The organism is Acetatifactor sp. (assembly GCF_982438285.1).
This window is the reverse complement of record NZ_CEWDFQ010000001.1, coordinates 1-24,286: the sequence shown is the minus strand read 5'-3', so window position 1 is coordinate 24,286 and position 24,286 is coordinate 1. Positions and strand designations below refer to the sequence as shown.

Here is a 24,286-nt window from a genome sequence, read left to right as displayed (position 1 = left end):
TCTGTGCGCTATTCTATCCACGGCCTGGCAGCTGCTTCCACCAGATGCTCCTTCTCCATATCCGCCTCTTCCATGGCCGCATAGCGGATACAGCTGTCCTCATAGGTCTTATAATAATAAATGCCTTTTTCCGCGTTGATGCAGCAGGCGTATGTTGTATAGACACACTTTCCCTCCGGGTTTCTCACTGCTCCCTTCACCATTCCCACACCGTCCAGTATATGAAACAGCTGGGACACCGACTCCCTTTCCTTCGTTCCACAGACAGAATTGGCCCGGTAAAATGCAGCTCTCACAAACCGGGAGATGGGAGAGGCATCCCCCGGCATTCCCATTGTCCCCATTCCCATGCCAACGGGCTTTAGGCTCAGTTCTTTTTGAAATCTGTTTTCCGGATACTCCGGCGTCAGATTCAGGTAACAGTTTAAATTCATCAGGTGAAATGAAAATGGCGGATTATTTGTCACAACTCCCGCCGGATTGCGGTGAATGTGCATACCGTCCTCCATGATTTCCAAAACCACGGAGCCCTTTTTGTCCGCAATATGCCAGTGCAGCGAAGCCGCAGGCATACCCTCCCGGTAGGGTTCTCCCGTCACATTTGTTTTGGCAAGAAGGGCGCAGGCCTCCTCCACATCGGCGCAGGAAGCAAGAAGCCAGGGGATCAGCTCATAGGTCGCTATATTATGGCTGCCGCTTCTGCACTCATCAGAAAAGCAAGCATTGCCGGAAAAATTCAGCCCCGCCATGCAAAGCCCCTTTTCATTGGCAGCCTCAGCATACAGGGGATAATTTTCCCCGCCTGCCGCTATCCCGATCATAGCATAGTGGCTTTTCAGCTCTTTTTCATGCCGGAAGGCTATAGGAAACCTTCTGGGTGTAATCAAAACCCTCTCCCCAAAGGGCTCATCCAAATCCATATTTCTTCCAAAATAGAAATCCTTTGTCTGAAATGCAATACTGGTGCACATACAAAACACCGCCTTTCTGTTTATCCTAGGCCCCAGGCCCCTCCGGCTTGTTTTCCCCTTTGTCCATTGGAATCCAAAGCTCCACACAGGCACCGCCCAGCTTTCCATTGGAAAAATGCAGCCTCTCTCTTCCCTGATAAATCAGGCGCATTCTCTGCATCACGTTATTAATGCCGATATGCTTCCCCTCCGACTCCTGCACCGGCTTTCCCCGGTTTAGATTCTCTGCCAGCTCTGCGGGAAAGCCCTGGCCGCTGTCCTCAATTTTTATATATAAAAACGCTTCCTCCTGCACAAAAGCTGTGGAGGCCTGCATTGCAATTTCCACAGTTCCAGAACCATACTTTACGGAATTTTCCAGAAAAGTACTCACCGAAAGCACCGGTATTTTCACCTCTTTTGCCGCCTCCTCCAAGTCCGCCGTAAAATGATAGGTATTGCTGCTCCACTCACTATTGACTGCCACCACATTTCCCATGTGATGGATTTCCTGCCAAAGAGGCACCATGTCCATACAGTCATGAAGCACATACCGGTAATACTCGGACAGACACACTGTCATCTTTTGTATCTTTCCCACATCGTTTACATCCGCCATCCCGGAAATCATAGCCAGGCAGTTTACGAAAAAATGCGGCCTGATCTGCAGATTGCGGAAATTAATCTCAAGCTGCTTTCTTTCCAGCTCGTTTTTGTACAGCTTTGTCTGAAGCCTTTCCAGCTGTACTCCCAGCCTGTCCAGAATTTGTCCCGCATCCTCCACGGCGCTTTCTGGCAGCCCTCCATTTATCTCCTCCGTCCCTTGAGATTGATATCTGTCCAGAATATAGGTGAGATTTCTCATAGGCCGGATAAAATTTTTCTGCAGCCTCCTCACCAGAAACGCCAGAATAATCACCATCTGCACGGCCAGCAGAAACTGCAGAAGCTGCATGAAAATCAGCCAGTCCATGCCTTGGCTGTTGTTTACGGAAACTTTGATTTGAAAATCCGTCTCCTCCTCCGAAAGAAGATACACAAAGGAATCATTGTCAAAGCCGCCTCTAAAGGACGGCTTTGACAGTTCTTTTTGTTCAAGAGCAACCTCGCCCAGAGCCAGGCCGTTCATTTCCGAGAGAAGAGAGCTTTCGTCAATCCATGCGCCAAACATAAAGTTCTCGTACTGCCACGCCGCCAGAACAATTTTCCCCTCTGCCGTATCCATAAGGTACCACTTCCCGTTCTGCATCCCTTCCTGCATTCTCCTTTTCACGCAGGCCCTAATCCCCTCATAGGAAGAAAAGGGTATCTTCACCGCTGTGATTTCCAGGAAATTTTCCCCGGCTTTGTCGTAGGCAAAAAAGTGATATTCGGCCTGGGACAGTTCATTTAGCACAGTGTAATCCTTCTGTATTTCCGCCAGCAGATTTACCCGGTTTATTTCATTTTGCAAAAACAGAGTGTCATACCCATTGGGGGAAACAATGGTGGTTCTCATCCACACATTATTTCTGTTTAACTCATCCCAAATTTTCTCAACAGAGTGATCAAGCAGCATTTTTATACTGTTTTCCGCCCTCTTTTCAATCTCCTTAAGAGAATAGCCAAAGATCAGAATGCACAGACACTGCACAACAATACTGAAAATCAGGATTTTTTGCATGTTTTTTGTCTTAAAGCTGTGGATCAACGTACGCTCCTCTCCATTCACTTTTTATTCCTTGGCGGCCAGATATTCATCCAGCTGTCTTTGAACCTCCTCCCTTATCCTGTCGGCGCCAGCCTCCTCCATCTCTTCATTCAGCATAGGGATATATTCCTCAGGATCCACGGAGCCTGTCACCAAAGCTCCCATGTATTTTGTCCTGACCGTGTTGGTAGCGATTGCTTCGTCCATTACATTGGAGACATCAAACACAAATCCAAAGGCTTTGGAAATATTGGCGGATTCATTGTAGGCAATCATTTTCTCATAAATGTCCGCTCCATCCGTCACCCAGGGAGTACAGATAAACTGATTGGGCAGCACCCAGCCTGCGCCCAGATGATACCCCACATCACCTTCGCCCTTGCCCTCCGGGTAATCCAGCAGTCCGTCTTCATTCACAATGTAATCCTCGCCTTCCACGCCCCAGTTAAGCAGATTCATAAGCTCCGAGTCGCTCATCAGAAGATTCAGCATCTGCATAGCCTTCTCCGGCTGCTCTGAACCTGAGGTGATGGTATACATAAAGATTGTAGCGGACGAGGTAGACGCCAGAGGCTCCCCGATGGGCACCATAGTCAGGTCCACACCGCCGCAGTTTTTCTCCTGATCGGCTTCCGACAGGGGATGTCCTGAGTCACTGAAAAATGCAAAGGCCTGTCCCGACGCAATATAGGTGTAGTAGGACTCTGTATCGGAAGCGGCTCCCTGATTAATCCATCCGTTTTCATACCACTTATGGGTGTAATCGCACCAGGTCTTAAAGGAATCCGTCTGGAAGAGAGTGGTAACCTCCGTGCTCTCTGTGGGATCAGGGATTACGAAATCCTGCAGTCCGCAGATATAATCCAGCATTTCCATATCAGGCATACCGGTGTTTCCAAGAGAAACCATCCACATTTCGGGCTCCTGCTCGGCCACCTGTGCAAACACAGCATCTACATCCGCCAGGGAATGAATCTGTGACACATCAATATTATACTTTTCCAAAATATCCGTCCTGAAAAAAACTACTCCCTGCTCAGCAATCTCCTTGTGTACCGGCACGCCGAATACAAATCCGTCCAAGCTTGCCGCCGTAGCAAATTCCGGAGAGGTGTAGCTGTTTATGATATCCTGTCCGTATTCCGGCAAAAGCTCACTCATATCCACAAGATAACCGGCCTGTATCCAGCTTGGGCCATAGCTGGAATAGGTGGCCAAAAGATCAATGTCGCTGCCGGAGCTAAGCTCCAGGGGAACCTGCTCGAAAAATGTGGCAAAGGGCATGATTTCCAAATCCAGCGTCATATTGATCTTTTCCAGAGTGATCTCATTTACCTTTTCCAGCACTCTGGCCAGCTCATCCTCATTGGGCGGAAGTGCCGGAATCGGCACAAGCATTCTGACCTCATAGGGCTCCTCTGCACTTTCAGCAGTTTCTGTCTCCTGGGTGCTTTCCTGGGCCGCGCTCTGCTCCGTGCTCCCGGACGCAGCGCTCTGTCCGGCGCTTCCCTGTGTCTGGCCGCATCCTGCAAGCGCTCCCGCCAGAAGAGATGCACATAACAGTGGAATTAACTTTTTCTTCATACTTATCCTCCTTTAGCTTTGATGTACGGGTTTCTCTGTGCTTTTATTTTAATTTATCCCGCAAAAGGAAAGCTATGAATTTTATATCCTGGTTTTGCACTTTTGTTCCTTTTCCATCCTCCACCGTATGCCCTTGAATTCCGGCAATGTAATCGCCGCTCAGCCCCACAAAGCCCAGCCTATCCGGAATAAGGCTTCTGCGGGTGTTTCCGAACCAGCACCTGATCCGGAACATGGTGCGCAGCGGAAACAACCGCAGAAAGACTGCCGGGAAATATTAAATCTTTATTGTATTCTGCCTGTTCTCTAAGCGTCTCAAAATCCATATCCGAAATAATCCTCCGGCACTGCTGTCGATTTTCTTCCTGCTCTGAAATGGACGGAATATTTTCTTCCGTAAGTCCCATTTCATATCCAAAAGACCATATCTTTCGCTCCGCCAATAATGACGATGAGCCGCCATAAGGGAAAAAGGAAATAGAAAACGCCCGGTTCGTTTTTCCCTGTTTTTCCTGCCAGCTCAGCCCGAATCCCTCATAATTTCCGTCTCGCTTTAGATAAAAAGACAACCCGACAAAACAGATCGCCCGTCCATCCATTTCAGCTTCATCATATTCCACTGTAAGCAGATATGGATTGTCGTGGGACATAGGAATATATTGGTAAGTCAGTTCTCCGTCCTTGCGTCTCAGCAGCTGCTGTGCAAACGCCCATTTCTCTAAAGCATATTCCTCCGTTAAAAGTTCCTCCCACGCCATATCCCGATAAGCCAAACGTTCATTTCCATAACAATAGAGAAACCCGTTATGCCAGAGATATTCTTCCGAATCTCCCTCATAGTAAGCTGCCGTGTATTCTTCTGTTTTATAGACATCATAGGAGATAAAGTCATCTTCCAGTGCTCCGATTACCGAAATATCATAACCTCCGAAATCTGAAAAGTCCCTTTGGAGCATGCTGGACGCAACCTCCTCATAGACGGTCTGCGCATCTTCACTGGAATAAGTCTTTTCCCCAAAAGGCTCCTGTCCTGGCAGCGCAATACATCCTGTCAGAACAGAAAGCAAACACAAAACACTAATCAATCCAAAACACCGAGACTTCATTGTCAATTTCCTCTCTTAACATATTATAGCTTTCCCCTCTCCATAAATCATTTTATTTTACCACAATTCCAAGAGCATGGAAACAAACACCCTGTACGGTCCTTTTCAAGCTGAGATGAGGTAGATTTGTCCACAGCCTTATGCTATACTTTTCTTAAAATTTGAAATTTACCGAACCGATATAATATGGAGAGAGGCTTATGACGAATCATGAAATGCTGGAAATCGCTATGAGGCAATCCGCAGAGGACATGGGCTGCTGCGAGGAAGACTTTAAAGCAGAGAGAAATGTTGTTTCCCCTTTAAAATTGGGGAAGGACGCCCGCAAATATCTGAAGGAACCAATCACCTGCAACCTTGTTTCCTATGGAAATAATATCGTAGCAGCTTCAATAAACGAGACTTTAGATCTGGTATCCGAATATATAGGGAAATTTGAATTTTATCACTGTTTTGAGACGCCGAATATGCATTGGTTGAATGAACGCCTATTAGAGAAAGGTCATAAAATATGCTTTATGGCAGAATACTATCTGCCAGACACAGGCAGGATGCCATTTCTTTCTTGCGCTTATAAAACACGCATATTGAAACAGGAAGATTTTGGGGAGTTGTATCTGCCGGAATGGAGCAACGCTCTTTGCAAAGAGCGTAAGCATTTGGATGTACTTGGAGTCGGTGCATATGATGGAAACACACTGGTTGGATTAGCCGCCTGTTCCGCAGATTGCAAAGATATGTGGCAGATCGGTGTGGATGTTCTGCCGAAATACAGACGACAGGGAATTGCCTCTGTACTGACAAGTACGCTCGCAAAGGAAATACTAAACAGAAACAAGGTGCCATTTTATTGTACGGCCTGGTCTAATATCCGGTCAGTTAGAAACGCCGTTAAAAGCGGCTTTGTTCCGGCCTGGGTAGAACTGACCGCAAAACCTGCAGCTATTGTTGATGAAATGAATCTGTAAATTCCCATTTAGCGCTTATCTTATAAATTCCGTCCTTGGTACTGTATCGTTACAACATAAACTGTTTTGCTTGATTCATCAATGCGGAAAATAGCGATATAATTATCAATCAGCAGCTGCCTGTAACCCTTGCCCGCATATCTGCCCTCGTTACGCTCTTGGTGGGACTGTGGAAAGGTGTCTAAATTCAAAATGGCCTTTTTAATTCTGCCAAGCTGTCCCTTAGCATTTTCAGGAACCATTTTTTCACTTGCAATATATTTGTAAATGCTGTCTAATTCGCGTATTGCTCTGGGGCTGATTTTAACCTTGTATTTATCCAAAATGCTTTTTCTCCAATTCTGCCAAAATCATCTCTGCATCGATTGCTTCAGCCCCGTCAGCCATTTCCTGCTCTGATTCGTAGATGGCTTGGTCAATACGGTTAATTCTTGCAAATTTATCGTATAATTCACTACTCATTATAACTAAGTCGCTATATCCGTTTTTCGTAATAAAGATTGGCTCTTGTGCCTTGTGTGCAATGTTGGAAATTTCAGTTGTATTGCGCAGCTCTTTAATAGGCATGATAAGAGGCATGATGCTTCACTCCCTTCTTTGTCATAAGAATAGCATAATTATGCTTACCATGCAACAAAAATATGCGCATAATTTTGTTTTTCCAGTCAATGGAAAACAGGAATATCCACGCCGGAAAGGACAGTCACCTCATAACGATCTGCATATCCTGCTCTCTCTAAGGTTCTGCCGTCACGGTTTGTAATCAGAATGTCGGATTCACTGATGATTTTTTCTTCATCCTCCCATCTTATCCCACATACGTTGACCATTGACCTGATTTCCTCATGCCTTTCCATCAGTCCCACAATTTCCTTCATCCTTTGACAGCTGCCGGCTTCAAGGACATTATAGCAAAGCAAAAGCTCTGCATCCATATTTTGAAAACGTTTTAAAAAGGCGGCGATTACTCCCGGATAAACTGGATATTCATCGTCAAAATCCATGAAATAAGCAATCAGAGGAACATCCCTTTCCGCAATCCGCTTCACAAACGCTCCGCTTTTTCTTGGATATCTGCCTGCCGGGCAGTCATACTTATCCGCAAAGTCCGCTGCCTCCCCCTGCATATCAGCTTTTCTGGAAAGTATCTGTCCGCCGCTCCAATTCCACCAGGCAATCCTCCTAAGCTTCTCCACCACATCCTGTGGAAACCGATATCTGATAATTCCAGCCGGATTCCCGCCCACCACAGCATAAGGCGGCACGTCCTTTACAACCACCGATCCGGCAGCCACAACCGCCCCGTCCCCTATTCTTACTCCGCCCAGGATCGTAACGCCATCGCCGATCCAGACATCATTTCCAATCAGAATCTGTCCCTTTCTGACGATTCTTTTCAGAAGCTGCATACCGCAGGCTCTCCCTCCCTCTTTGGATGCAAATTGAGGGATTAATCCCTGATACAGGGAATGATAGTCGTGATTCATATCCAAGATCATATTCAGTCCCTTGCCCAATGAGCTGTACTTCCCTATGTGAATGCAATGGCATCCCGCATCAGCCACATTCAGCGTACCTGACGATATATTTAAGTCTACAATGTAGCTGTTGGAAGAAATATGAAGCACCCGGAATTTTCTTTCCTCCTCTCCTCTAAGCTTCGCGTAAATATACTGATCTGTGCCCGTCAGTCCGATATTGATCCCCATGCTTTCCTCCTTTATATGCTCGAAAAAATCATTTCCAAACGTTGTCTGATCGTATGCCTGTGCGCTACCTCCCAAGCCAGCTCCTGCGCCAAATCACGTCTTTCCCTGTCATGATGCAGATAATAAATTGCTTTGCTTAAAAGCTCTCTCTCCTCTGTGTACAATACTGGTGCACAATCGGGAAAGAGCCTGAAAAAATCTGGCTGGGCATTACTGATCAGGAAGCCCCCGGAGGCCATGATATCCCAGCTAATCTGCGGAATGGCACTTTTCCAGTTTCTGTGTGCCACAACAAGATTTATCCTGCTGCGGCGGACTATGAGCGGCAGCTCCGCCCGATAATCTGCTCTTTTTTCAACACGGATTTTTTTTGCGCCGCAAGGGTAATCCTGATACAAGACCACATCCCTGAAATATTTGTTTTGGGCCAGCGCATTGAGATGAATCTCCCTGTCTGCATAAGTGATCAGCGGATTAAAATATTGATAATCATAATAATGAGCCGCAGACTCTATGCTGTCCGCCCCGATCTCCGGTGCAAAATGCAGTCTCAGCTCATCCCACACATAGGCAGGCAGATGCTCCGCCATGGAGGGCAGCCCGGAAAGCTGATGCTGGCAGGCGATACAGCCCTCCAGGTATCCCTTGGCGGCATCCTTTAAAGGACTCTCTGCTGAAAGGGGGTGAAGCGGCATAGCTTGTCTTGGAATAATGTCCTGCGGCATGGTCACATCCGTCTCATATTCCTCCATCCCACATTCCCCTGAATTTCCATGTTTTTCTAAAACTTTTTTGATCCTGTCAACATTCGCCCCCATGGGCAGATAAAAGACATGAAGAAAATCTGCAGAAGAAAATTCCTGATATAAGGCATAATCTGCCAAAAAGATATAATTGCATTCATTTAACAGCGTACAGGAATAGACTCCAGGCTCATAAGAGGCGCACACCCAGGAAAGATATTTCACCTTGACGGCATTGCAGACTATAGACACAACAGGAAAATAGCGAAGGGAAAACACAATATTGATTCCCTTCTCTTCTATGGCACAAAGCAGAGCATCCGCGTATTCCTTGTCCTGATACACATTTGGAGAAGGCTCTGAAAATCCTTCCAGCTCCCATCCCATTTTTTGCAAAGTATCAGCAACATCCCTGTCGCTGATAACTCCTGTATGTATGTACAAAATCTTCATCTTTTCCCCCCGCTTTTCGGTATCAGATGCTCCAGTCCTGCCAGCTCCAGGATTTCCTTGATCTTTACCGGATAATCATAATATTTTTTTACCGTCTCATACCCAGCCTCAGCGATCTTTACCCGAAGACTTTCATGAGCCAGATAAAAGTCGGCCTTTTCCAGCGCCTCCTCTGCATCGGTGTAAAACAGTACATTTTTTCCGTCCGCAAAATGGTCGTCAAAATCCTTTTGATAATTTGTCAGCAAAAGTCCATGGCATCCCATGATATCCAGGCAGCGCAGAGGTACTCCGTGCTGAATTGAGCGCAGCGTGGCGTTTAAATTGATCTTGCTTTGCCGGAAGATTTTGGGCATTTCCGTATAATAATCAGCCGTACCGCAAAAGGTAAGCCCCTTTAAGGCTTCGCTGTTTTTATAGGAGTAAAGCTTTACCTGGTGATGCTTTGCCAAAAGGTTCAACAACAGCAGCCTTTCCTTGTTGGTCGTCTGCTTATTTAAGATCAGCTGCAGCCTTCCCGCCCCAGCCACATCCTCCTTGGCCTTTTCCTTGTCAAACTCTGCATTCAAAATCCGGTTAAATTCCGGATGGTGAAGCCACTTCATAAAATTTTCCGATAGGATTTCAGGAAAAAAGCTATGCCCATAAACATCCATCTGATTATCCATCAGCGCATTCAGGTAGCCCTTCTGGTAGTCGGTCAAATACCCCATTGCTTCCGGCAGGGCGGTTTCATAGAGAGAACCTATAAAGGATATCTCCGCCTGATATTTCCTTTTGTCAGACGCAGAACAGGCGATCCCATCAAAGTATTCCAGATTCACAGCAAGGGGCATATAGTGAGCCTGCCTGATGCCTGCCTGCGCATAATGTGCTGCATCATCGCTGTCAAATAAAAAAACATGAGTGGTGGGATAGAAAAGATACCAATGGGCTCCGGTAAAGCTGGGGGAGTCGTAGCACCACGCGATATAAGGAATATCATGGGTATAACATGCTTCCGCAGCCATACCGATGCAGTTAAGGCTGAATACAAGATCAAACGGATGCAGATCCAGATGGCGGTTTAGCTGCTCCAGACAATCCTCATCAAATTTTCCTCTGTCATAAGGAACCTGTATGGTATGACACTCAAAGCCAAAGCTTTCAAAGGCTCTCACATTTACCTTGTGCCCCACGGAGTTCCACTGAAAGATCAGGAGCCTGGGAGCCCTTCCCTTTATCCCCGGAGGCGAAATTGGCTTCCTATGGCTAAACAATGTCCGCCAATCCTTTGTCTCGTCAAGCTGCGTGGTCTTATAATAACGTCGTTCTCTCTCATACCGCGCAAAGACGCCGCGAAAATTTTCCAGCTCTTTTCTTTCTCCCGGAAGGCTCTCTGCTATCTGAACAGCCTCCTCCGTCTTTCCTTCCTCCATGGCCTTTTCTATCAGGGAAAAAATCTCCCGGGGCGAGGCATTCTCAAAAAATTCCTGCTTTGGCAGCCCGGCCAATATCCGTCCTTTTGCTTCCTCCTCCCTTAACACCTTCGGCATTGTCAGCGCATAAGGGCGATTCTTTTCCCAGTATGAGACATATATGGTAAACAGATAGGGCGAAAGGTGCTCCAGGAAAAGATTCTGATAAGCTGAAAAGCGCCTTGGTATAAACTGGGCGCATCTTGCAAGCACCGGGAACATCCATGCGCAGATCCTGTCAAATTCCCGTTTGTGAAAGATTCCGCCAAACAAGATCAGCTCCGAAGAATCCAGAGCCGCTTCCTTGGCATGCCTGTAATAATCCGGATATTCCTTTTTCAAAACAGAAAGCAGCATACGGAAATCAAATCCGTAAAACTGGGAGCGATAGCTTTCCTGCAGCCTGTTTTTGCAATAGACCCGGGGCAGGATCATTTTGACCTTACCGCTTTTTAAGTCGGAAAGCTGCTCCTTGGAGGCCTGGGGAATTACATTATCCGCATTCAGACAGATGTAAGCTTCACGCATTTTTTTCCAGACATGGTACATCCCTTTTAATTTCCCGTAAGCATATGCGCTGGGAAAAGGAACAAAACAACGCTGCGTCTGAATATGAAGAGGTTCTCCCAGGAAGGAAACGTCCTCTGGAAGGGCAAAGGCAGTATCCTGCTCCAATAAAATTGTAGTAATGCTTATTTCCTCTTTTTCTACCATACCGATCTCCCATACCAGTGTGTGCCAAAGGCGTGCCCTAAGAAAAAACGGCATGGCATACGCCACGCCGCTTTTAAATTTCTTTTATTAGCCAAGCAAGGACAAAACGCCCTGGTTGGCCTGATTGGCCTGCGCCAGCATCGCCTGGCCTGCCTGAGCCAGAATATTATTGTTGGAGTATTTCACCATCTCCGTAGCCATATCCGTGTCACGGATCGCAGATTCTGCACTGGTGGTGTTCTCAACAACATTATCCAGGTTGTTTACCGTGTGCTCCAGTCTGTTCTGAATTGCACCGAGCGCTGAGCGCTGAGTGGAAACCTTCTGGATAGCATCGGCAATGGTATCCACTGCAGAGGTGGCGTTGTCGGCTGTAGCGCCGTCCACACGCAGCCCGTTGATGCCAAGTCCCCTTGCGGACATCATTTCGATATCCATATTGATTTTGTTGTCCTTTGTGGAGTCTGCACCCACATGGAGGCTTACATCCACGCTGTCGTTTAAGTCTGCGAAAGCGGTAACCGTCACGGAATCCCCGTCAATGGAAATGTCCTTTATGTCGCCGGCGCCCACACTGTTGGCAGCCGTCTCCAGGGCATTGGTGAAATCTTCCTTGCTGGTGAAGTACTTTTTGGTAGCATCATCTGTGTAACTTAATGCCGTCATAGCTTCATCCGTTGCACCCTCATATAAATAATACGTTACTCCGTCAACCACAAGACTCTGGCCTGCCGCAACGTCTTCTGTCGTACTCAATGTAATCGTTGAAGTACCCATACCATCAGTAGATTGCGCTGTTTCTGTTGATAAAACTGCCGTTGTTGCGTTTTGCGCCACAAGATCTACCGTCGCAATTCCATCCTCATCAAAAGTAAGCGCATTACCACCAATAGCATCATCAATATTGCCTGCCGCTGTCTCAAAGCTCAGCTTCGCAACCGTACCATCCGCATTGGTTCCCTTTAACAGATAGGTTTCGTTAAACTTGGTTGTGGTGGCCACACGGTCGATCTCCGTCACCAGCTGGTCAATCTCCGCCTGGATGTAGCTTCTGTCTGTCTCACTGTTGGTGCCGTTTGCCGCCTTCACTGCCAGCTCGTTCATTCTCTGGAGCATGTCGTGCACTTCTGTCAGCGCGCCCTCTGCGGTCTGCACTGCGGAAATGCCATCCTGTGCATTCAAGGAAGCCTGAGTCAGACCCCTGATCTGCTTTCTCATCTTCTCGGAAATTGAAAGGCCTGCTGCGTCGTCTGCCGCACGGTTGATCTTATAGCCGGAAGAGAGCTTCTCGGTGGATTTTGCCTGAGATGACATTGTCAGTCCCAGCATTCTGTTGGAATTCATTGCTGTTAAATTGTGTTGTACTACCATAAAATGTACCTCCGTTTACTTTTTAGGGATTTTCCCCTTCTGCCCCGAATCCGTTCGTGACAGTTTTTCTTTTCTTTATTCAGTTTTTGTTCCCCGGCACAGGCCGATGGTGTAATATGAAAGGCGCCCCTAGGTTAGCAGCCTGTTATTACCGATGCTTCAGTCAGGATAGTAAGGTGAAGCCCCCGCCTCCCCGGCCTTTTGGGCCGCTTTGCTTCTCACTACAGGCACCTCTTTGGGAGCATCCACCATGACATGGAGGTTTTTCCCAGTCCCGCCTGTAAAAATGACCTTTACGTTATCGCCTATTATCAAGTATTCTCCTGGTCGAACAGAGAGCTTCAGCATACAGACCTCCTTGTCTTAGGTTTGCTTTCGGCATACAACATTTTAGAAAGAAATGTTGCATTTCTTCGATCAACATTGACAGCGAAACAGAAAGGAAGAATCGTATGAGCACAACACAACCTATCCGTGACAAAACCCTTCTGCAGGCATTTAAAAATTATTATCTCCTGCAGTCGCCACACCTTAGAAATTACACGCTTATTGTAATGGGGCTGAATACCGCCCTGCGCATCAACGATATCCTGCATCTGACCTGGGACATGGTGCGCAGTGAAAACAGCGGAGGCTTTCGTACCCATATTCTTTTAAAGGAACAAAAAACCGGGAAAGAAAATCGGATTCTCATCAATCCCGAGGTAAAAAAGGTTTTACAGAATTACTGGATACAGACTGGAAAGCAGCAGACGGGCTATCTATTTCCGGGCCGCAAAAGCTCATCTGGTCCCCTCTCCCGCCATCAGGCATACCGGATCATTCGTCAGGCCGCCGAAGAGGTAGGGCTGGAGGACGTGATACGCTGTCATTCGCTGCGCAAGACCTTCGGTTACCATGCCTGGAAGCAAGGCACGCCGCCTGCGCTTCTCATGGACATCTACAATCATTCCTCCTACCAGATTACCAGGCATTATCTTTGCATCGAGCAGGATGACAGGGATGAGGTGTTCGGAAAAATCCAGCTCTGAAAAATATTTGATATAAAATTTGTTTCAAATTTTTTTCTGATGGCTATAAACTATTCTTTTCTGGGACCGATATATTAAATGAAACAAGGATGCAACATTTCTTTCTAAAATGTTGCATCCTTGTTTTATAAGCAGGAGCCTTTTACGGCTCCCGATTTTAGTATTAACATTTCCCTTCAACACATACCTGTAAACCTTCAGCAGGGATTAACCTCCGACACCCATCAGAATTTCTCCGCCAAAATTCCCTCCTTCTCCAGATAAAAGGAATACAATATCTTTTCCTTCACCCTTTTTCCCGTCAGCTTTTCCACTGCCTCCTGGTAATAGTCAAGCTGTACCTGATAACGGTTCCACAAATCCTCCATGGTCCTTATGACATCCGTCTTATAATCCAGCAGCACAATCTGCCCCTCTTCCACAAAAAATGCGTCTATGATTCCCTGTACCAGCACCGTTTCTTCCTCCGGGAATGCCCCGCCCAGCCTGCGGGCCTCCACGCCGAGCACAAAGGGCTGCTCTCTGTAAAGCTCTCCCCGCCTGCCGGCCGCCCACATACGGTAGGCCAGCTCCTTTTGCAGAAAACGGAGGATTTTTTCCTGATTGACAGCCTCCAGGTACTGAGCGCTCAGACGCAGGCTTTCCGCCTGCCTCATCAAAAAATCACACAGCGCGCTCCTTAAAGCTTCCTGGGACAGTCCCTCCCTGTACTTCTCAAAGCTTTCAGGGAATACGGCAAACTGCGCCCCAAGCAGCCCTTCAAAGTCCAAAAGCTCCATAACTCTGTGAAAGGCGCTTCCCCGCACGGCGCCTGCCACCTTTTCCTCTCCCTTTCGGAATGCAGGGATATAGGGGTGGATTTCCTCCTCCTCAAAGGCGTGATAAGCCGCCTCATCCCTTTGAGCCATGGCGGCAATTTTAAGCTCTGAAACCGTTGTCTTTGTATACAGCTTTTTCAGGCTTTCGTAGGGGTACGCATAGGCAAGCCTTTCCTCCAGCTTCTTTAAGGCGGCCTCATCCGTCCATTCCTGCGCATGCCGCAAAGCATCCACTTTTCCGTGAAGGGCAAGCTGCTCCTTCACCTCCTGTCCTGAAAGCTTCTCCAAATCCGTCACCGTCACGGACAAGGAAGCGTCGGGCGCACCAGCCACAGGCAAAAGGAAGTCCAGATAGCTTCCCGCCTCTATAAAATCAAGATACGTCAGATGCCTGTCCCCATTTTCCCGCAGCAGCTCCCATTTTTCCTGGGCCTGCTCCAGGGACGCCGTCAAAATCAGTTTTTCCCTGGCCCTTGTAAGGGCCACATACAAAACCCGCAGCTCCTCCGCCAGATTGTCCTCCCGCATTTTCCGTGCCAGAGCCATACGCCGCAGGGTTTTGTTTCGGATACGTCTGTTGTAGTCCACATAATCCGTGGCCAGACCAAGGTCCGTATCAATCACTACCGATTGATGGGAATCCTGCATATTAAAGCGCTTGGAGAGCCCCGCCACAAAGGTGACGGGAAATTCCAGCCCCTTGCTCTTATGGATGCTCATAATACGCACCACATCCGCATTTTCATCCAGGGTATCCGCCTCACCGTAATCCACGTCATATTTTTCCATCTGTTCCATATAACGGATAAAGTGAAACAAACCGAAATAGCTGGTTTTCTCAAAATCCGACGCCTTGGCAAGAAGCATCTCCACATTGGCCCTTCTCTTGCTGCCCGCAGGAAGCGCCGTCACATAATTCAGATAATCAAAATCATTTACCAGCTTCTGTAAAAGCTCTCTGACCGGCAGATACACCGTGCAGTCCCTGTAGCTTTCAATCTGCCCGAGGAAAGCCGCCGATTTTCTTCTAAGGTCTTCCTCCTTTTCCTGCTCCTCTCCCTCTTCCTGCTTTGCATAATTCTGAAGGGCCTCATACAGGGAGCAGCCTTTCCTCCCCGAGCGTATTTTGGCGATCTCCTCCTCTTCAAAGCCCCCAAACAAGGATTTCATCACGCCAAACAGCGGTATGTCCTGGGTGGGGTTGTCCAGCACCTTGAGAAGCTGCAAAAGCTCCTGCACCTCCGGGGCTGCAAAATACCCTGTCTTAGAGGTGACATAAGCGGGGATTCCCTCCTCCTCCAGCACCTTTTTAAATTCCTCATCCCAGCCGCTGTTGGTACGCAGCAAAATCACAATGTCAAAAAAGCGCACCGGGCGCAAGGAGCCGGTTTCCTTGTCCGTTACCTGGAAATTCTCCAAAAGCTCCTTGATTTTGGCTGCAATAGCCCAGGCCTCCGCCTGCTTTGCGTTCCTGCCCGTTTGATTTTTGGGTTTTTCCACTAAAATCAGCTCACTGCCGCAGCCTGTATTTTCCGGATAGACTGCCCCGGCATATAAGGCCGCTTGCTCATCATATGCAATGCCGCCTATTTCCCTGCTCATAATTCTGGAAAACAGACCGTTTACCGTATCCACAACCTGACTGCGGCTTCGAAAGTTCTTGGACAAATCAATTCTGGTGCATTTTCCATCCTGCTCATAGGAGTCGTATTTTTCCAGAAAAAGCTCCGGCCTTGCCAGACGGAATTTGTAGATGCTCTGCTTCACATCCCCCACCATAAAGCGGTTAAAGCACCCGTCCTCCTCCCCGGAAACGGCCTTCAGCAGATATTCCTGCACCAGATTGCTGTCCTGGTATTCATCGATGAGAATTTCATGGAAATGCTGTCTGTATTCAAGCGCCACAGCGCTGGGCTTTAAAAGCTCTCCTTCCCTTTTAATCAAAATGTCCAGGGCAAAATGCTCAATATCAGAAAAATCCACCAGCTTTTTTTCCTGTTTCTTCTGCCGCATCCTCCGGTCAAAGGAAAGGGTCAGCTCCACCAGGGTTTCCACCGGCTCCCTGCAGGCCGCTCCCTGGGCCGCTGCAAGTAAAAGGGGCGTGGCAAAAAAACGCTGGGCAGTGGTCTGGAGGGTCTCCTTTACCTGGCTGCGCAGCTTTTTTGCCAGCTCTCTTTTTGCCGGGGACACCGTATCATCCTTTTTGGAGGGAAGCCTGCCAAAGGCCACCGTAGAAAGCTTCGCAGCATAATCTGCCAGGGTTTTGCAGTCCCTGAGCTTTTGTGCCGCCTCCAGCTCTCCATCCGTCAGCTCTCCATACATATAGGGGCCGTCCGGCTCCTGGCAGAGCGCCTGCACCCTCTGCAGCTTTTCCATGCAGCCTGACACAAGCTTACCCAGATGCTTTAAAAGATAACGCCCATAATCACTGTTCTCCAACTCCTCTTCACTTACGGCTCCATAATCCTCCTTGCGCTTTTTAAGCCATTCCTCCGGCCAGGGATAGCTTGCGGCGCATCGGGAAAGATTTAAAATATGCTGTTCCAGCACACTCTCCCGTCCTCCCGGGCAGAAATATTCCACACAGCTTCGAAAGGCCGCGTCCCCGCCCGCATAGGAATCCTCCATCAGCTCCTTCATCACATCCTGCTGCAGCAGTCTAATTTCTCCCTCATCAGCCACCCGGAAGGCCGGGTCCAGTCCGATCTCGTTAAAATGGTTTCGAAGGAGAAACAGACTGAAGCTGTCAATGGTAGTAATCAAAGCATTGTGAAGCAGTGCAGACTGCTTCTGAATGTGTTCGGATTCCGGATTGGCAAGAAGTCTGGCTCCGATACCGGCGCTGATGCGCTCCCGCATTTCCGCCGCCGCCGCATTGGTAAAGGTTACAATCAAAAGCCTGTCAATATCCACAGGATGCTTTTCATCGCACACCATCTCTACGATACGCTCCACCAAAACGGCTGTTTTTCCGCTGCCTGCAGCTGCGGACACTAAAATATTCCGCCCCTTAAGATCGATCACTCTTTGTTGTTGTGGCGTAAATGTGATTGCCATAAGCTTCCTCCTCCATCCGCAAAAGGGCCTGCTCCTGATCCAGGTTTTCCAAAGCTCTTCTGTTACAGCCCGGTATTGCCGGGTCAAATCCACATACCCTTTTATAGGGACAGTAGCTGCATGCCTGCCTTGTTCCCAGCTCATAAGGGCTTAAGCCTATGCTTCCATCCAGAATCTCTTGTCCGATCATCTTTATCTTGTGGTTCACATAATCAGACAGCACCTTAAGCTCTTTCGTGCTCATAACGCTGGAGCGTGAGGAAAAGCTTCCGTCCTTCTTTTTCTCCACAGGGATCACATCGGAACGATCCTGCATATATCTGTCAAGCCGTTCTACAATGTCCGGCTGGCTGTTCACCACGCCGTTCATGCGAAGCTTTTCCAAAAGCTGTTGATTAATTTCCTCCTGGGTCAGCTCTGTGGCCGTCTCCACGGTGGGGTCCTCGATGTGGTAGTACAAAAGCGCTGCGGGCACAATCTCCTTGTCCGGATGCTTTTTGGCTTCAAGCTCCATCGCCGCGTTCATATAAACCACCAGCTGCAGCTGCAGTCCATAGTACAGCGCCGCCAGATCAAACTGTCTGCTGCCCGATTTGTAATCGATTACCTTCACATAGACCTTATCGTCCTCCTGTGCCACATCAATGCGGTCTATCCTTCCCTGAAGCCGCATTTTTTCCTCCTGGGAAAGAGCCACGTTGACGCTCTCCAGCTTGTCCGCAAAGTGGAAGGATACCTCGTATTCATCCGGCAGAAAGCTTCCCTTTTTCAGCTGGCTCTGCAGGGTAAGCACCGTTCTGGTAAGAATCCGCTCCATGCGGGTGATGGCGTACTCGTTTCTTGCGCTGCTGTAAAGAACCGTATCCCCGTACACCGCCGCAAGGGACTCCAATGCTCCGTGCACCGCTTCCCTTCCAAATTCCTCCGGGAAGTCAAACCAGGTGTAGGGACTTTCCTGCAGTCTGTGGGCAAAGGACTCCAATACGCCGTGGTACACCGTTCCCATATCTGTATTTTCAAAGGAAAATTCCTCCCGCTCTTTTAAAGAAAGACCATACTGCAGAAAATGTCTGCAGGCACAGGCGGCATAGGTTTCCAGCCGGGTCACGCTGTTTTCCAGATTCTTTCCATAAAGGGCTCTTGCCACTGCTGCGGACAGTCCTGTCTCCTGATACCGCTTGAAGGCAGCTTTAGTCAGAAGGTCTCTTTCTCCCCGCACCTCTTCCTCCCCGTACGCCTGATAAATGGTAAAAAATTCCGTCTGCTGTTTTTCAGAAAGGCTTCCCTGAACGTATTCCCTGAGCCCCTGGGCCAGATAGCCCATACCCTCTTTCCTGGTGACGATCTGCTCCAATACGCTGCGGTTTTGGGGATATTCTGTGGAGAGCCTGGGGAAAAGCCGCTTTACCACATCGATCAGATAGGCGGGCCGCAGAGACTTTCCCTGGCTGTTTACCTTTGCATAGGACAGATACAGCCTGTGGGAGGGCTTTGTCAGATTCAGATACAGATACAGTCTCTGGATATACATCTGCTGCCTGGGCGTAGGAGCCAGCTCCAGATTGGATTCCTGTAAAAATTCCCGGTCCATGTCCGAAATAATGCCTCCCTTTGAGGCGCTCTTTGGTATGTTTCCATCATTCACTCCCAAAAAAAACAGTGCCTTTACCTGTTTTAAGCGGGTGCGCTCCATGTCTCCTGCTACCACCCGGTCCACATTCTGGGGAATGGTTCCCACCTGAATCTCCAAAAATCCAGCCTCTAAAATATCATAAAATTCCTGCAGGGAGATTTCCTCCTCCCCCAAAAGTCCGTATATCTGATCCAGAAGCTCCATGACCAGGCGGTATATCTGGGCATACTCCCGCGCCTTGGAAAGCTGTCCCTCCCTTTGAAAGAAGGCCTCATAGACAGCCAGCTTTTCCTGCACCTTGTTTTCTACCAAAAAATCATACAAATGATTTACATAGGTCTTTACAAGCCCCCTTTTTTCCAGACTTAAAAGCCCGATCTGGCCCATAAGCTGTTCCCGTATGGCATTGAGCCGCAAAAGAGCCTCCTCCCCCTCCATCTCTTCCGTCTTTCGGGTAAACCTTCTCTCATAGGCCATCCTGCCCCGAAGCCCCGTGCGGATACAGTAATTTTCCAGTTCATCGATGTCCTGCCTGGGAATATCAGAAAGACCGCTGCGCAGATAATGGAATACCGCCTCATAGGAAAAATCCCTGAGGTACAATAAAAGGGCGCTTTTGATATATTCGATCATGGGATTTAACACAATCCCCCTGGTTCTGTCTATAAAACAGGGAATTTCCATTTGTTCAAACTCTGTCTCCATGTAGGGAGCATAGGCTTCCAGATCCCCCGTGATCACAGCCACATCCCGGTACGCCATGCCCGTTTCACGAATCAGACGTTTGATCTCCAGTCCAGCCTGACGCACCTCATCCCTGGGGGTCAGCGACTCAAACAGCCGGATTTCCTGAGTCTCCTCCTCATAGGGCTCCACCCGGTAGCGGAAAAGATTTTTTTCCAGGGCCGCCAGGGCAGGCGCTTTACAGAAGCGGTGATGGGGATTTCTCATCACCTGGCAGCGCCCGTCCGCCTCGCCGTAAAGGACTTTTTCCCCCGGCTGCGCCTTCTCTCCGGGCAGGAGAAACACATCCTTTTGCCGCTCTACGCCTGTGCCGCCCAAAGCCTCTTTTGCCAGCCGCTCCAGTCTGGCGACAGTTTTTTTGCTCAGGTGGAAAAGCTTCTGCTCTCCGTCCTGCTCATAGGGGTTTTCTCCCGCGCCCATGGTCACTGTGACGGTAATCTCCCTGCAGATACCCAGCATTTCCTGTATCACCCGCTCCTGTATGGGCGTAAAGCCTGTAAAGCCGTCGAATACCACCACACTGTCCGGCAGAAGCTTTGACTTTTTTAAGGATCTTCGCAGCACGTCCAGGGTTTCCTCCGTAGTGATAAAGCGGTCCCAGATGTAGTCTGAAAATCCCTGATACAATACGCCCAGATCCCGCAGCTTCAAGGAAAGGGCTCCTCTCTTTTTGGCATACTCCGAAAGAGCAAACACATCCTGAGTGCTGATCCCGTACTGCATAAACTCTGAAACAGCGCTTTTCACCTCATGGATATATCCCTGCTTATGCAAAAGGCTTCCCAAAACAGGAAGCTCCTCTAAAAGCCCGGCGGCCACCTTCTGCAAAACCAGGCTCTTTCCCGTATCATCCAAAATGGGGGTTTCCTTCCTGCCCACCTCCTCCAGAATGCGATAGCCAAGGCGTCCGAAGCTGAGCACATCAATATTTAAGATACCCCCTCTGGGACTTAAGGCCACCAAATCCTTTTGTGTCTCCATAGTAAACTGATCCGGCACAATGATAAAAAAATTCCGGTCCGGCTCTTTTCCGGCCCGCTCCACCATCTCCTGATACAGCTGTCTGCTTTTTCCGCTGCCCGAAGGCCCAAAATAAAAACGTAGGCTCATAAGTAAAATCTCCAAAGGTAATCTGCCGCCTCTTTGGCGTAGTCGATCCCGATTCTCTTTCCCGCTTTGATTTCTTCCGTCCGGATTTCCTGCCCCTCTGTCACATAAAATTCCTTGCTTTTTGTCATATCCACATCATTGTCCGCCCGGGAGATTCCCATGGCTATGCACAGCTTTCCCGGCCCGTCCGCAAGGTGCTTTTTAATGTTGGACTCCTTTCCCGCCCGCTTTCTCTTTTGGTTTAAGGGCGCAAGTCTTAAATCCAGCATGATCCGCTCTGACTGGGCATCTGCAGGAATCACACTGCGAAGCAGCACCGCCTGGGGGATATCCTCTCTCATAGCCGCTATATTCATACAGCTGTACATACCATAGATCAGATACACATAGGAGGTGCCTCCCTTATGATACATAGGCTCCGTGCGGTCAGTGCGCCTGCCTCCGTAGGTGTGGGAGCCCTTGTCCTCCTCCCCCATATAGGCTTCCGTTTCCGTAATGATTCCCCGCACCGTCCCAAGGGGCGTTTCGTGTACCAGTATTTTCCCCAAAAGCTCCCTTGCCACCGTAATCCCGTCTCTGGCAAAAAATGCTCTGGTCAGACGTTTCTTTTTCTCCATTTCGCTTTCTCTCCCCGTACCTTTCCGTCCATAGCCCCCTGTGGGAAGCGCCAACTCTTTCAAGAACCGGCGCTTTATTTCAGGGTAATCTCTACCGGGCAGTGATCCGAACCCAGCACCTGGGTGTGGATTTTGGCATCCAGAAGCCGCTCCTCAAGCGCTTTAGAGACCACAAAGTAGTCGATGCGCCACCCGGCGTTCTTTGCCCTGGCCTGGAACATATAAGACCACCAGGAATAAATTCCTTCCTTGTCCGGATAAAAATAGCGGAAGGTATCTATAAAGCTGTTTTCCAAAAGTCTGCTGAAGCATTCCCTCTCCTGATCTGTAAATCCGGCATTATTGTGATTGGTTTTGGGATTTTTCAGATCGATCTCCTGATGGGCCACATTCAAATCACCACAGAAAATCACGGGCTTTTTCTCCTCCAGCCTTTTCAGATAGGCCAAAAAGTCAGCTTCCCACCGACACCGGTATTCCAGCCTGGTCAGCTCCCTCTGGGAATTAGGGGTATATACCGTGACCACATAAAAGTCAGGATACTGCGCCGTAATGATGCGTCCCTCATGATCATGCTCCTCCACACCCATGCCATAGGTGACGGACAGGGGTTTTTCCTTGGTAAAAAGAGCGGTTCCGGAGTATCCCTTTTTCTCCGCATAATTCCAGTATTGCTCATAGCCGGGCAGATCAAGATCGTGCTGACCCTCCTGCAGCTTCGTCTCCTGCAGGCAGAACACGTCGGCGTCCGCCTGGTGGAAAAAATCAAGAAAACCCTTCTGCAGGCAGGCCCGCAGACCATTTACATTCCAGGATATTAATTTCATTTTACACTTGTTCCTTTCTTAAGCTGTCCCTATTTTAACACAAGGCGCCGGGGTTTGTCATTCCCCCGCTTGCCTTATGGAGAGACATTTGCTATACTCGTTGCAGTAAGGAGATATCTTATGACATTACAGGAAAAATTGAAAAAAAAGAAATTGTTTTTATTTGATATAGACGGCACCCTGGCAGTAGGGGATACCTTATATGAGGGAAGCGCCGGGCTGCTGTCCTACATTGACTCCATAGGCGGCAAGGCTTATTTCATTACCAACAACTCCACCAAAAGCGGCGCCGATTACGTGGAAAAATTCCGCACTGCTTTTGGACTTCACACCGCGAAGGAACAGTTTGTCACCTCCGGGTACATGACCTTGCGATTTTTAAAGGAGCATTTCTCTCAGGACAAAATCTTTGTGCTGGGAACCGCTTCCTTTGTGGAGGAGCTTAGAAAAAATGCCCTCCATGTCACCGAATGCTGTGAGGAGGGCATTGCCTGTGTGGTGGCTGCCTATGACAGCGAGCTGACCTACGCCAAGCTGACCCAGATCTGCAAGGTTCTTTGCACCTCAGACGTGCCTTTTTATGCAACCAATCCAGACCTGCGATGTCCCATTGACTTTGGTTTCATACCGGACTGCGGCGCAATCTGCCAGATGATTTCCCAGACTACAGACAAAAAGCCCATCTATCTTGGAAAGCCAAGCCGGGCTGTGGTGGATCTGTGTCTCTCTCATTCCGGCTTTTCTCCCGAAGAAACCCTGGTTGTGGGGGACAGGCTTTACACAGACATTGCCTGCGGCATCAATGGCGGTGTAGATACCTGCGTAGTATTCACAGGGGAGGCAAAGCCGGAGGATTTAAAAAATACGCCCTTTCCTCCAAGCTTCACCTTTGCCCATATCAAAGAGCTTTTTCATGCCTGCGCAGATTAAAATGCCTTGCGGAGTATACCGATACCGATGGGATGCGGCCCCGTGTGCACTCCTATGGTGGCTCCGATCTGATAAATAGGGATTTGAGAAATCGCATAGCCCTTCTTTTGCAAAGTGCCAAGCAGTCTGTCTCTGTACTCCTGCGCCTCCTTTTCGTCATATCCATAGCCCACCGCTATGGTATAATCTCTGATGTCCGCCTTCAGCTCATCCAGATAAGCAAGCAAAAGCTCTATGGTTTTATCCATGGTCTTGCGGCGGCTTCTTCCGATGGCGGACGGAAAAATTTCTCCCTGCTTTAAGGTGATCACCGGCTTAATTCCCAGCACACTTCCCGCCACCCCGGCCACCTTCCCGATTCTGCCTCCCTGCTGCAGATATTCCATACCGCCGATAGTAAAGAAAATTCTGCCGGTGCCTTTGATTTCCTCCAGACGCTCTACGGTATCCTTATAGCTTATGCCCGCATCTCTAAGGCGCACGGCCTCCAGCACCAAAAGTCCCTGCAAAACCGTATTTACCGTAGCGTCCATGACGGTGATCTCTGCCTCCGGATACTCCTCTAAGAGCATCTGCCTTGCATTTAACGCAGACTGCATGGAGCCGCTGAATTTGGTGGTGATGCAGATGCAGATCACAGGCTTTCCCTCCCGGACAAAAGGCTCAAACACCTCCACATAGTCCTGCACAGAGGGCATGGAGGATTTTGGGTATAACTTGGGATTGTCCCCCATTTGCTAAAAAAATTCTCTAACCCCGATCTCCAATATTTCC

Annotated in this window: 19 protein-coding genes; 3 read left to right on the top strand and 16 right to left on the bottom strand. The window is 48.7% G+C overall.

The window, feature by feature from the left end; all coding sequences use genetic code 11:
- Positions 1–8: 8 nt before the first annotated feature.
- The 4 genes from bsh to AC1WIP_RS00080 all read right to left on the bottom strand — a co-directional run bounded on the left by bsh (position 9) and on the right by AC1WIP_RS00080 (position 5,330).
- The gene (gene bsh, locus AC1WIP_RS00095) at positions 9–971 is read right to left on the bottom strand and encodes a choloylglycine hydrolase (RefSeq protein ID WP_481139894.1); all 963 of its coding nucleotides are present in this window, start codon (positions 969–971) and stop codon (positions 9–11) included.
- Between the two features lie 25 nt (positions 972–996).
- Positions 997–2,661 (bottom strand): sensor histidine kinase, encoded by a 1,665-nt coding sequence (locus AC1WIP_RS00090; protein ID WP_481139893.1) that lies wholly within the window; start codon positions 2,659–2,661, stop codon positions 997–999.
- A gap of 3 nt (positions 2,662–2,664) precedes the next feature.
- On the bottom strand, positions 2,665–4,224 hold the full coding sequence (locus tag AC1WIP_RS00085; protein WP_481139892.1) for an ABC transporter substrate-binding protein: 1,560 nt from the start codon (positions 4,222–4,224) through the stop codon (positions 2,665–2,667).
- Positions 4,225–4,403: 179 nt separating this feature from the next.
- On the bottom strand, positions 4,404–5,330 hold the full coding sequence (locus AC1WIP_RS00080; protein ID WP_481139891.1) for a hypothetical protein: 927 nt from the start codon (positions 5,328–5,330) through the stop codon (positions 4,404–4,406).
- A 200-nt stretch (positions 5,331–5,530) separates the two neighbouring features.
- Between AC1WIP_RS00080 and AC1WIP_RS00075 the strand changes: the two genes are divergently transcribed.
- Positions 5,531–6,298 carry a GNAT family N-acetyltransferase gene (locus AC1WIP_RS00075; protein ID WP_481139890.1) on the top strand — a complete coding sequence of 256 codons (768 nt, stop codon included), beginning with the start codon at positions 5,531–5,533 and terminating at the stop codon, positions 6,296–6,298.
- Between the two features lie 20 nt (positions 6,299–6,318).
- Here the strand turns inward: AC1WIP_RS00075 and AC1WIP_RS00070 are convergent, their stop codons facing one another.
- The 7 genes from AC1WIP_RS00070 to AC1WIP_RS00040 all read right to left on the bottom strand — a co-directional run bounded on the left by AC1WIP_RS00070 (position 6,319) and on the right by AC1WIP_RS00040 (position 13,093).
- Positions 6,319–6,621: a type II toxin-antitoxin system RelE/ParE family toxin gene (locus AC1WIP_RS00070; RefSeq protein ID WP_481139889.1), complete on the bottom strand. Its 303-nt coding sequence runs from the start codon at positions 6,619–6,621 to the stop codon at positions 6,319–6,321.
- Complete coding sequence (locus tag AC1WIP_RS00065) at positions 6,614–6,877, bottom strand: type II toxin-antitoxin system Phd/YefM family antitoxin (protein ID WP_318704382.1); 264 nt, start codon at positions 6,875–6,877, stop codon at positions 6,614–6,616. The genes AC1WIP_RS00070 and AC1WIP_RS00065 overlap by 8 nt, the downstream gene beginning before the upstream one ends.
- Before the next feature lie 86 nt (positions 6,878–6,963).
- A complete protein-coding gene (locus AC1WIP_RS00060) occupies positions 6,964–8,007 on the bottom strand; it encodes a CatB-related O-acetyltransferase (protein ID WP_481139888.1) in 1,044 nt (347 codons plus the stop codon).
- 11 nt (positions 8,008–8,018) lie between these two features.
- Positions 8,019–9,203, bottom strand: a complete 1,185-nt coding sequence (locus AC1WIP_RS00055; RefSeq protein WP_481139887.1) for a glycosyltransferase family protein — start codon at positions 9,201–9,203, stop codon at positions 8,019–8,021.
- The gene (locus tag AC1WIP_RS00050) at positions 9,200–11,374 is read right to left on the bottom strand and encodes a glycosyltransferase family protein (RefSeq protein WP_481139886.1); all 2,175 of its coding nucleotides are present in this window, start codon (positions 11,372–11,374) and stop codon (positions 9,200–9,202) included. The genes AC1WIP_RS00055 and AC1WIP_RS00050 overlap by 4 nt, the downstream gene beginning before the upstream one ends.
- Positions 11,375–11,461: 87 nt before the next feature.
- The gene (locus tag AC1WIP_RS00045; protein ID WP_481139885.1) at positions 11,462–12,745 is read right to left on the bottom strand and encodes a flagellin N-terminal helical domain-containing protein; all 1,284 of its coding nucleotides are present in this window, start codon (positions 12,743–12,745) and stop codon (positions 11,462–11,464) included.
- Positions 12,746–12,904: 159 nt separating this feature from the next.
- Complete coding sequence (locus AC1WIP_RS00040) at positions 12,905–13,093, bottom strand: carbon storage regulator (RefSeq protein ID WP_481139884.1); 189 nt, start codon at positions 13,091–13,093, stop codon at positions 12,905–12,907.
- Positions 13,094–13,197: 104 nt separating this feature from the next.
- On the opposite strand from AC1WIP_RS00040, the gene AC1WIP_RS00035 reads away from it, so the two are divergent.
- Positions 13,198–13,776, top strand: a complete 579-nt coding sequence (locus AC1WIP_RS00035) for a tyrosine-type recombinase/integrase (RefSeq protein WP_481139883.1) — start codon at positions 13,198–13,200, stop codon at positions 13,774–13,776.
- A gap of 224 nt (positions 13,777–14,000) precedes the next feature.
- Here AC1WIP_RS00035 and addA read toward each other — a convergent pair whose 3' ends face one another.
- The 4 genes from addA to AC1WIP_RS00015 form a co-directional block, all read right to left on the bottom strand.
- The gene (gene addA / locus AC1WIP_RS00030) at positions 14,001–17,651 is read right to left on the bottom strand and encodes a helicase-exonuclease AddAB subunit AddA (RefSeq protein ID WP_481139882.1); all 3,651 of its coding nucleotides are present in this window, start codon (positions 17,649–17,651) and stop codon (positions 14,001–14,003) included.
- Positions 17,605–21,138 carry a PD-(D/E)XK nuclease family protein gene (locus AC1WIP_RS00025; RefSeq protein WP_481139881.1) on the bottom strand — a complete coding sequence of 1,178 codons (3,534 nt, stop codon included), beginning with the start codon at positions 21,136–21,138 and terminating at the stop codon, positions 17,605–17,607. The genes addA and AC1WIP_RS00025 overlap by 47 nt, the downstream gene beginning before the upstream one ends.
- Positions 21,135–21,755, bottom strand: a complete 621-nt coding sequence (locus tag AC1WIP_RS00020; RefSeq protein ID WP_481139880.1) for a DNA-3-methyladenine glycosylase — start codon at positions 21,753–21,755, stop codon at positions 21,135–21,137. Before AC1WIP_RS00020 ends, AC1WIP_RS00025 begins: the two co-directional genes overlap by 4 nt.
- Positions 21,756–21,829: 74 nt before the next feature.
- Entirely contained in the window at positions 21,830–22,582 is a 753-nt protein-coding gene (locus AC1WIP_RS00015) for an exodeoxyribonuclease III (RefSeq protein WP_481139879.1), read from the bottom strand.
- Positions 22,583–22,702: 120 nt separating this feature from the next.
- Between AC1WIP_RS00015 and AC1WIP_RS00010 the strand changes: the two genes are divergently transcribed.
- Positions 22,703–23,512: an HAD-IIA family hydrolase gene (locus tag AC1WIP_RS00010; protein WP_481139878.1), complete on the top strand. Its 810-nt coding sequence runs from the start codon at positions 22,703–22,705 to the stop codon at positions 23,510–23,512.
- On the opposite strand, the gene AC1WIP_RS00005 is transcribed toward AC1WIP_RS00010, so the two are convergent.
- Complete coding sequence (locus tag AC1WIP_RS00005; RefSeq protein ID WP_481139877.1) at positions 23,509–24,246, bottom strand: DegV family protein; 738 nt, start codon at positions 24,244–24,246, stop codon at positions 23,509–23,511. The genes AC1WIP_RS00010 and AC1WIP_RS00005 overlap by 4 nt on opposite strands.
- Positions 24,247–24,286: the final 40 nt, after the last annotated feature.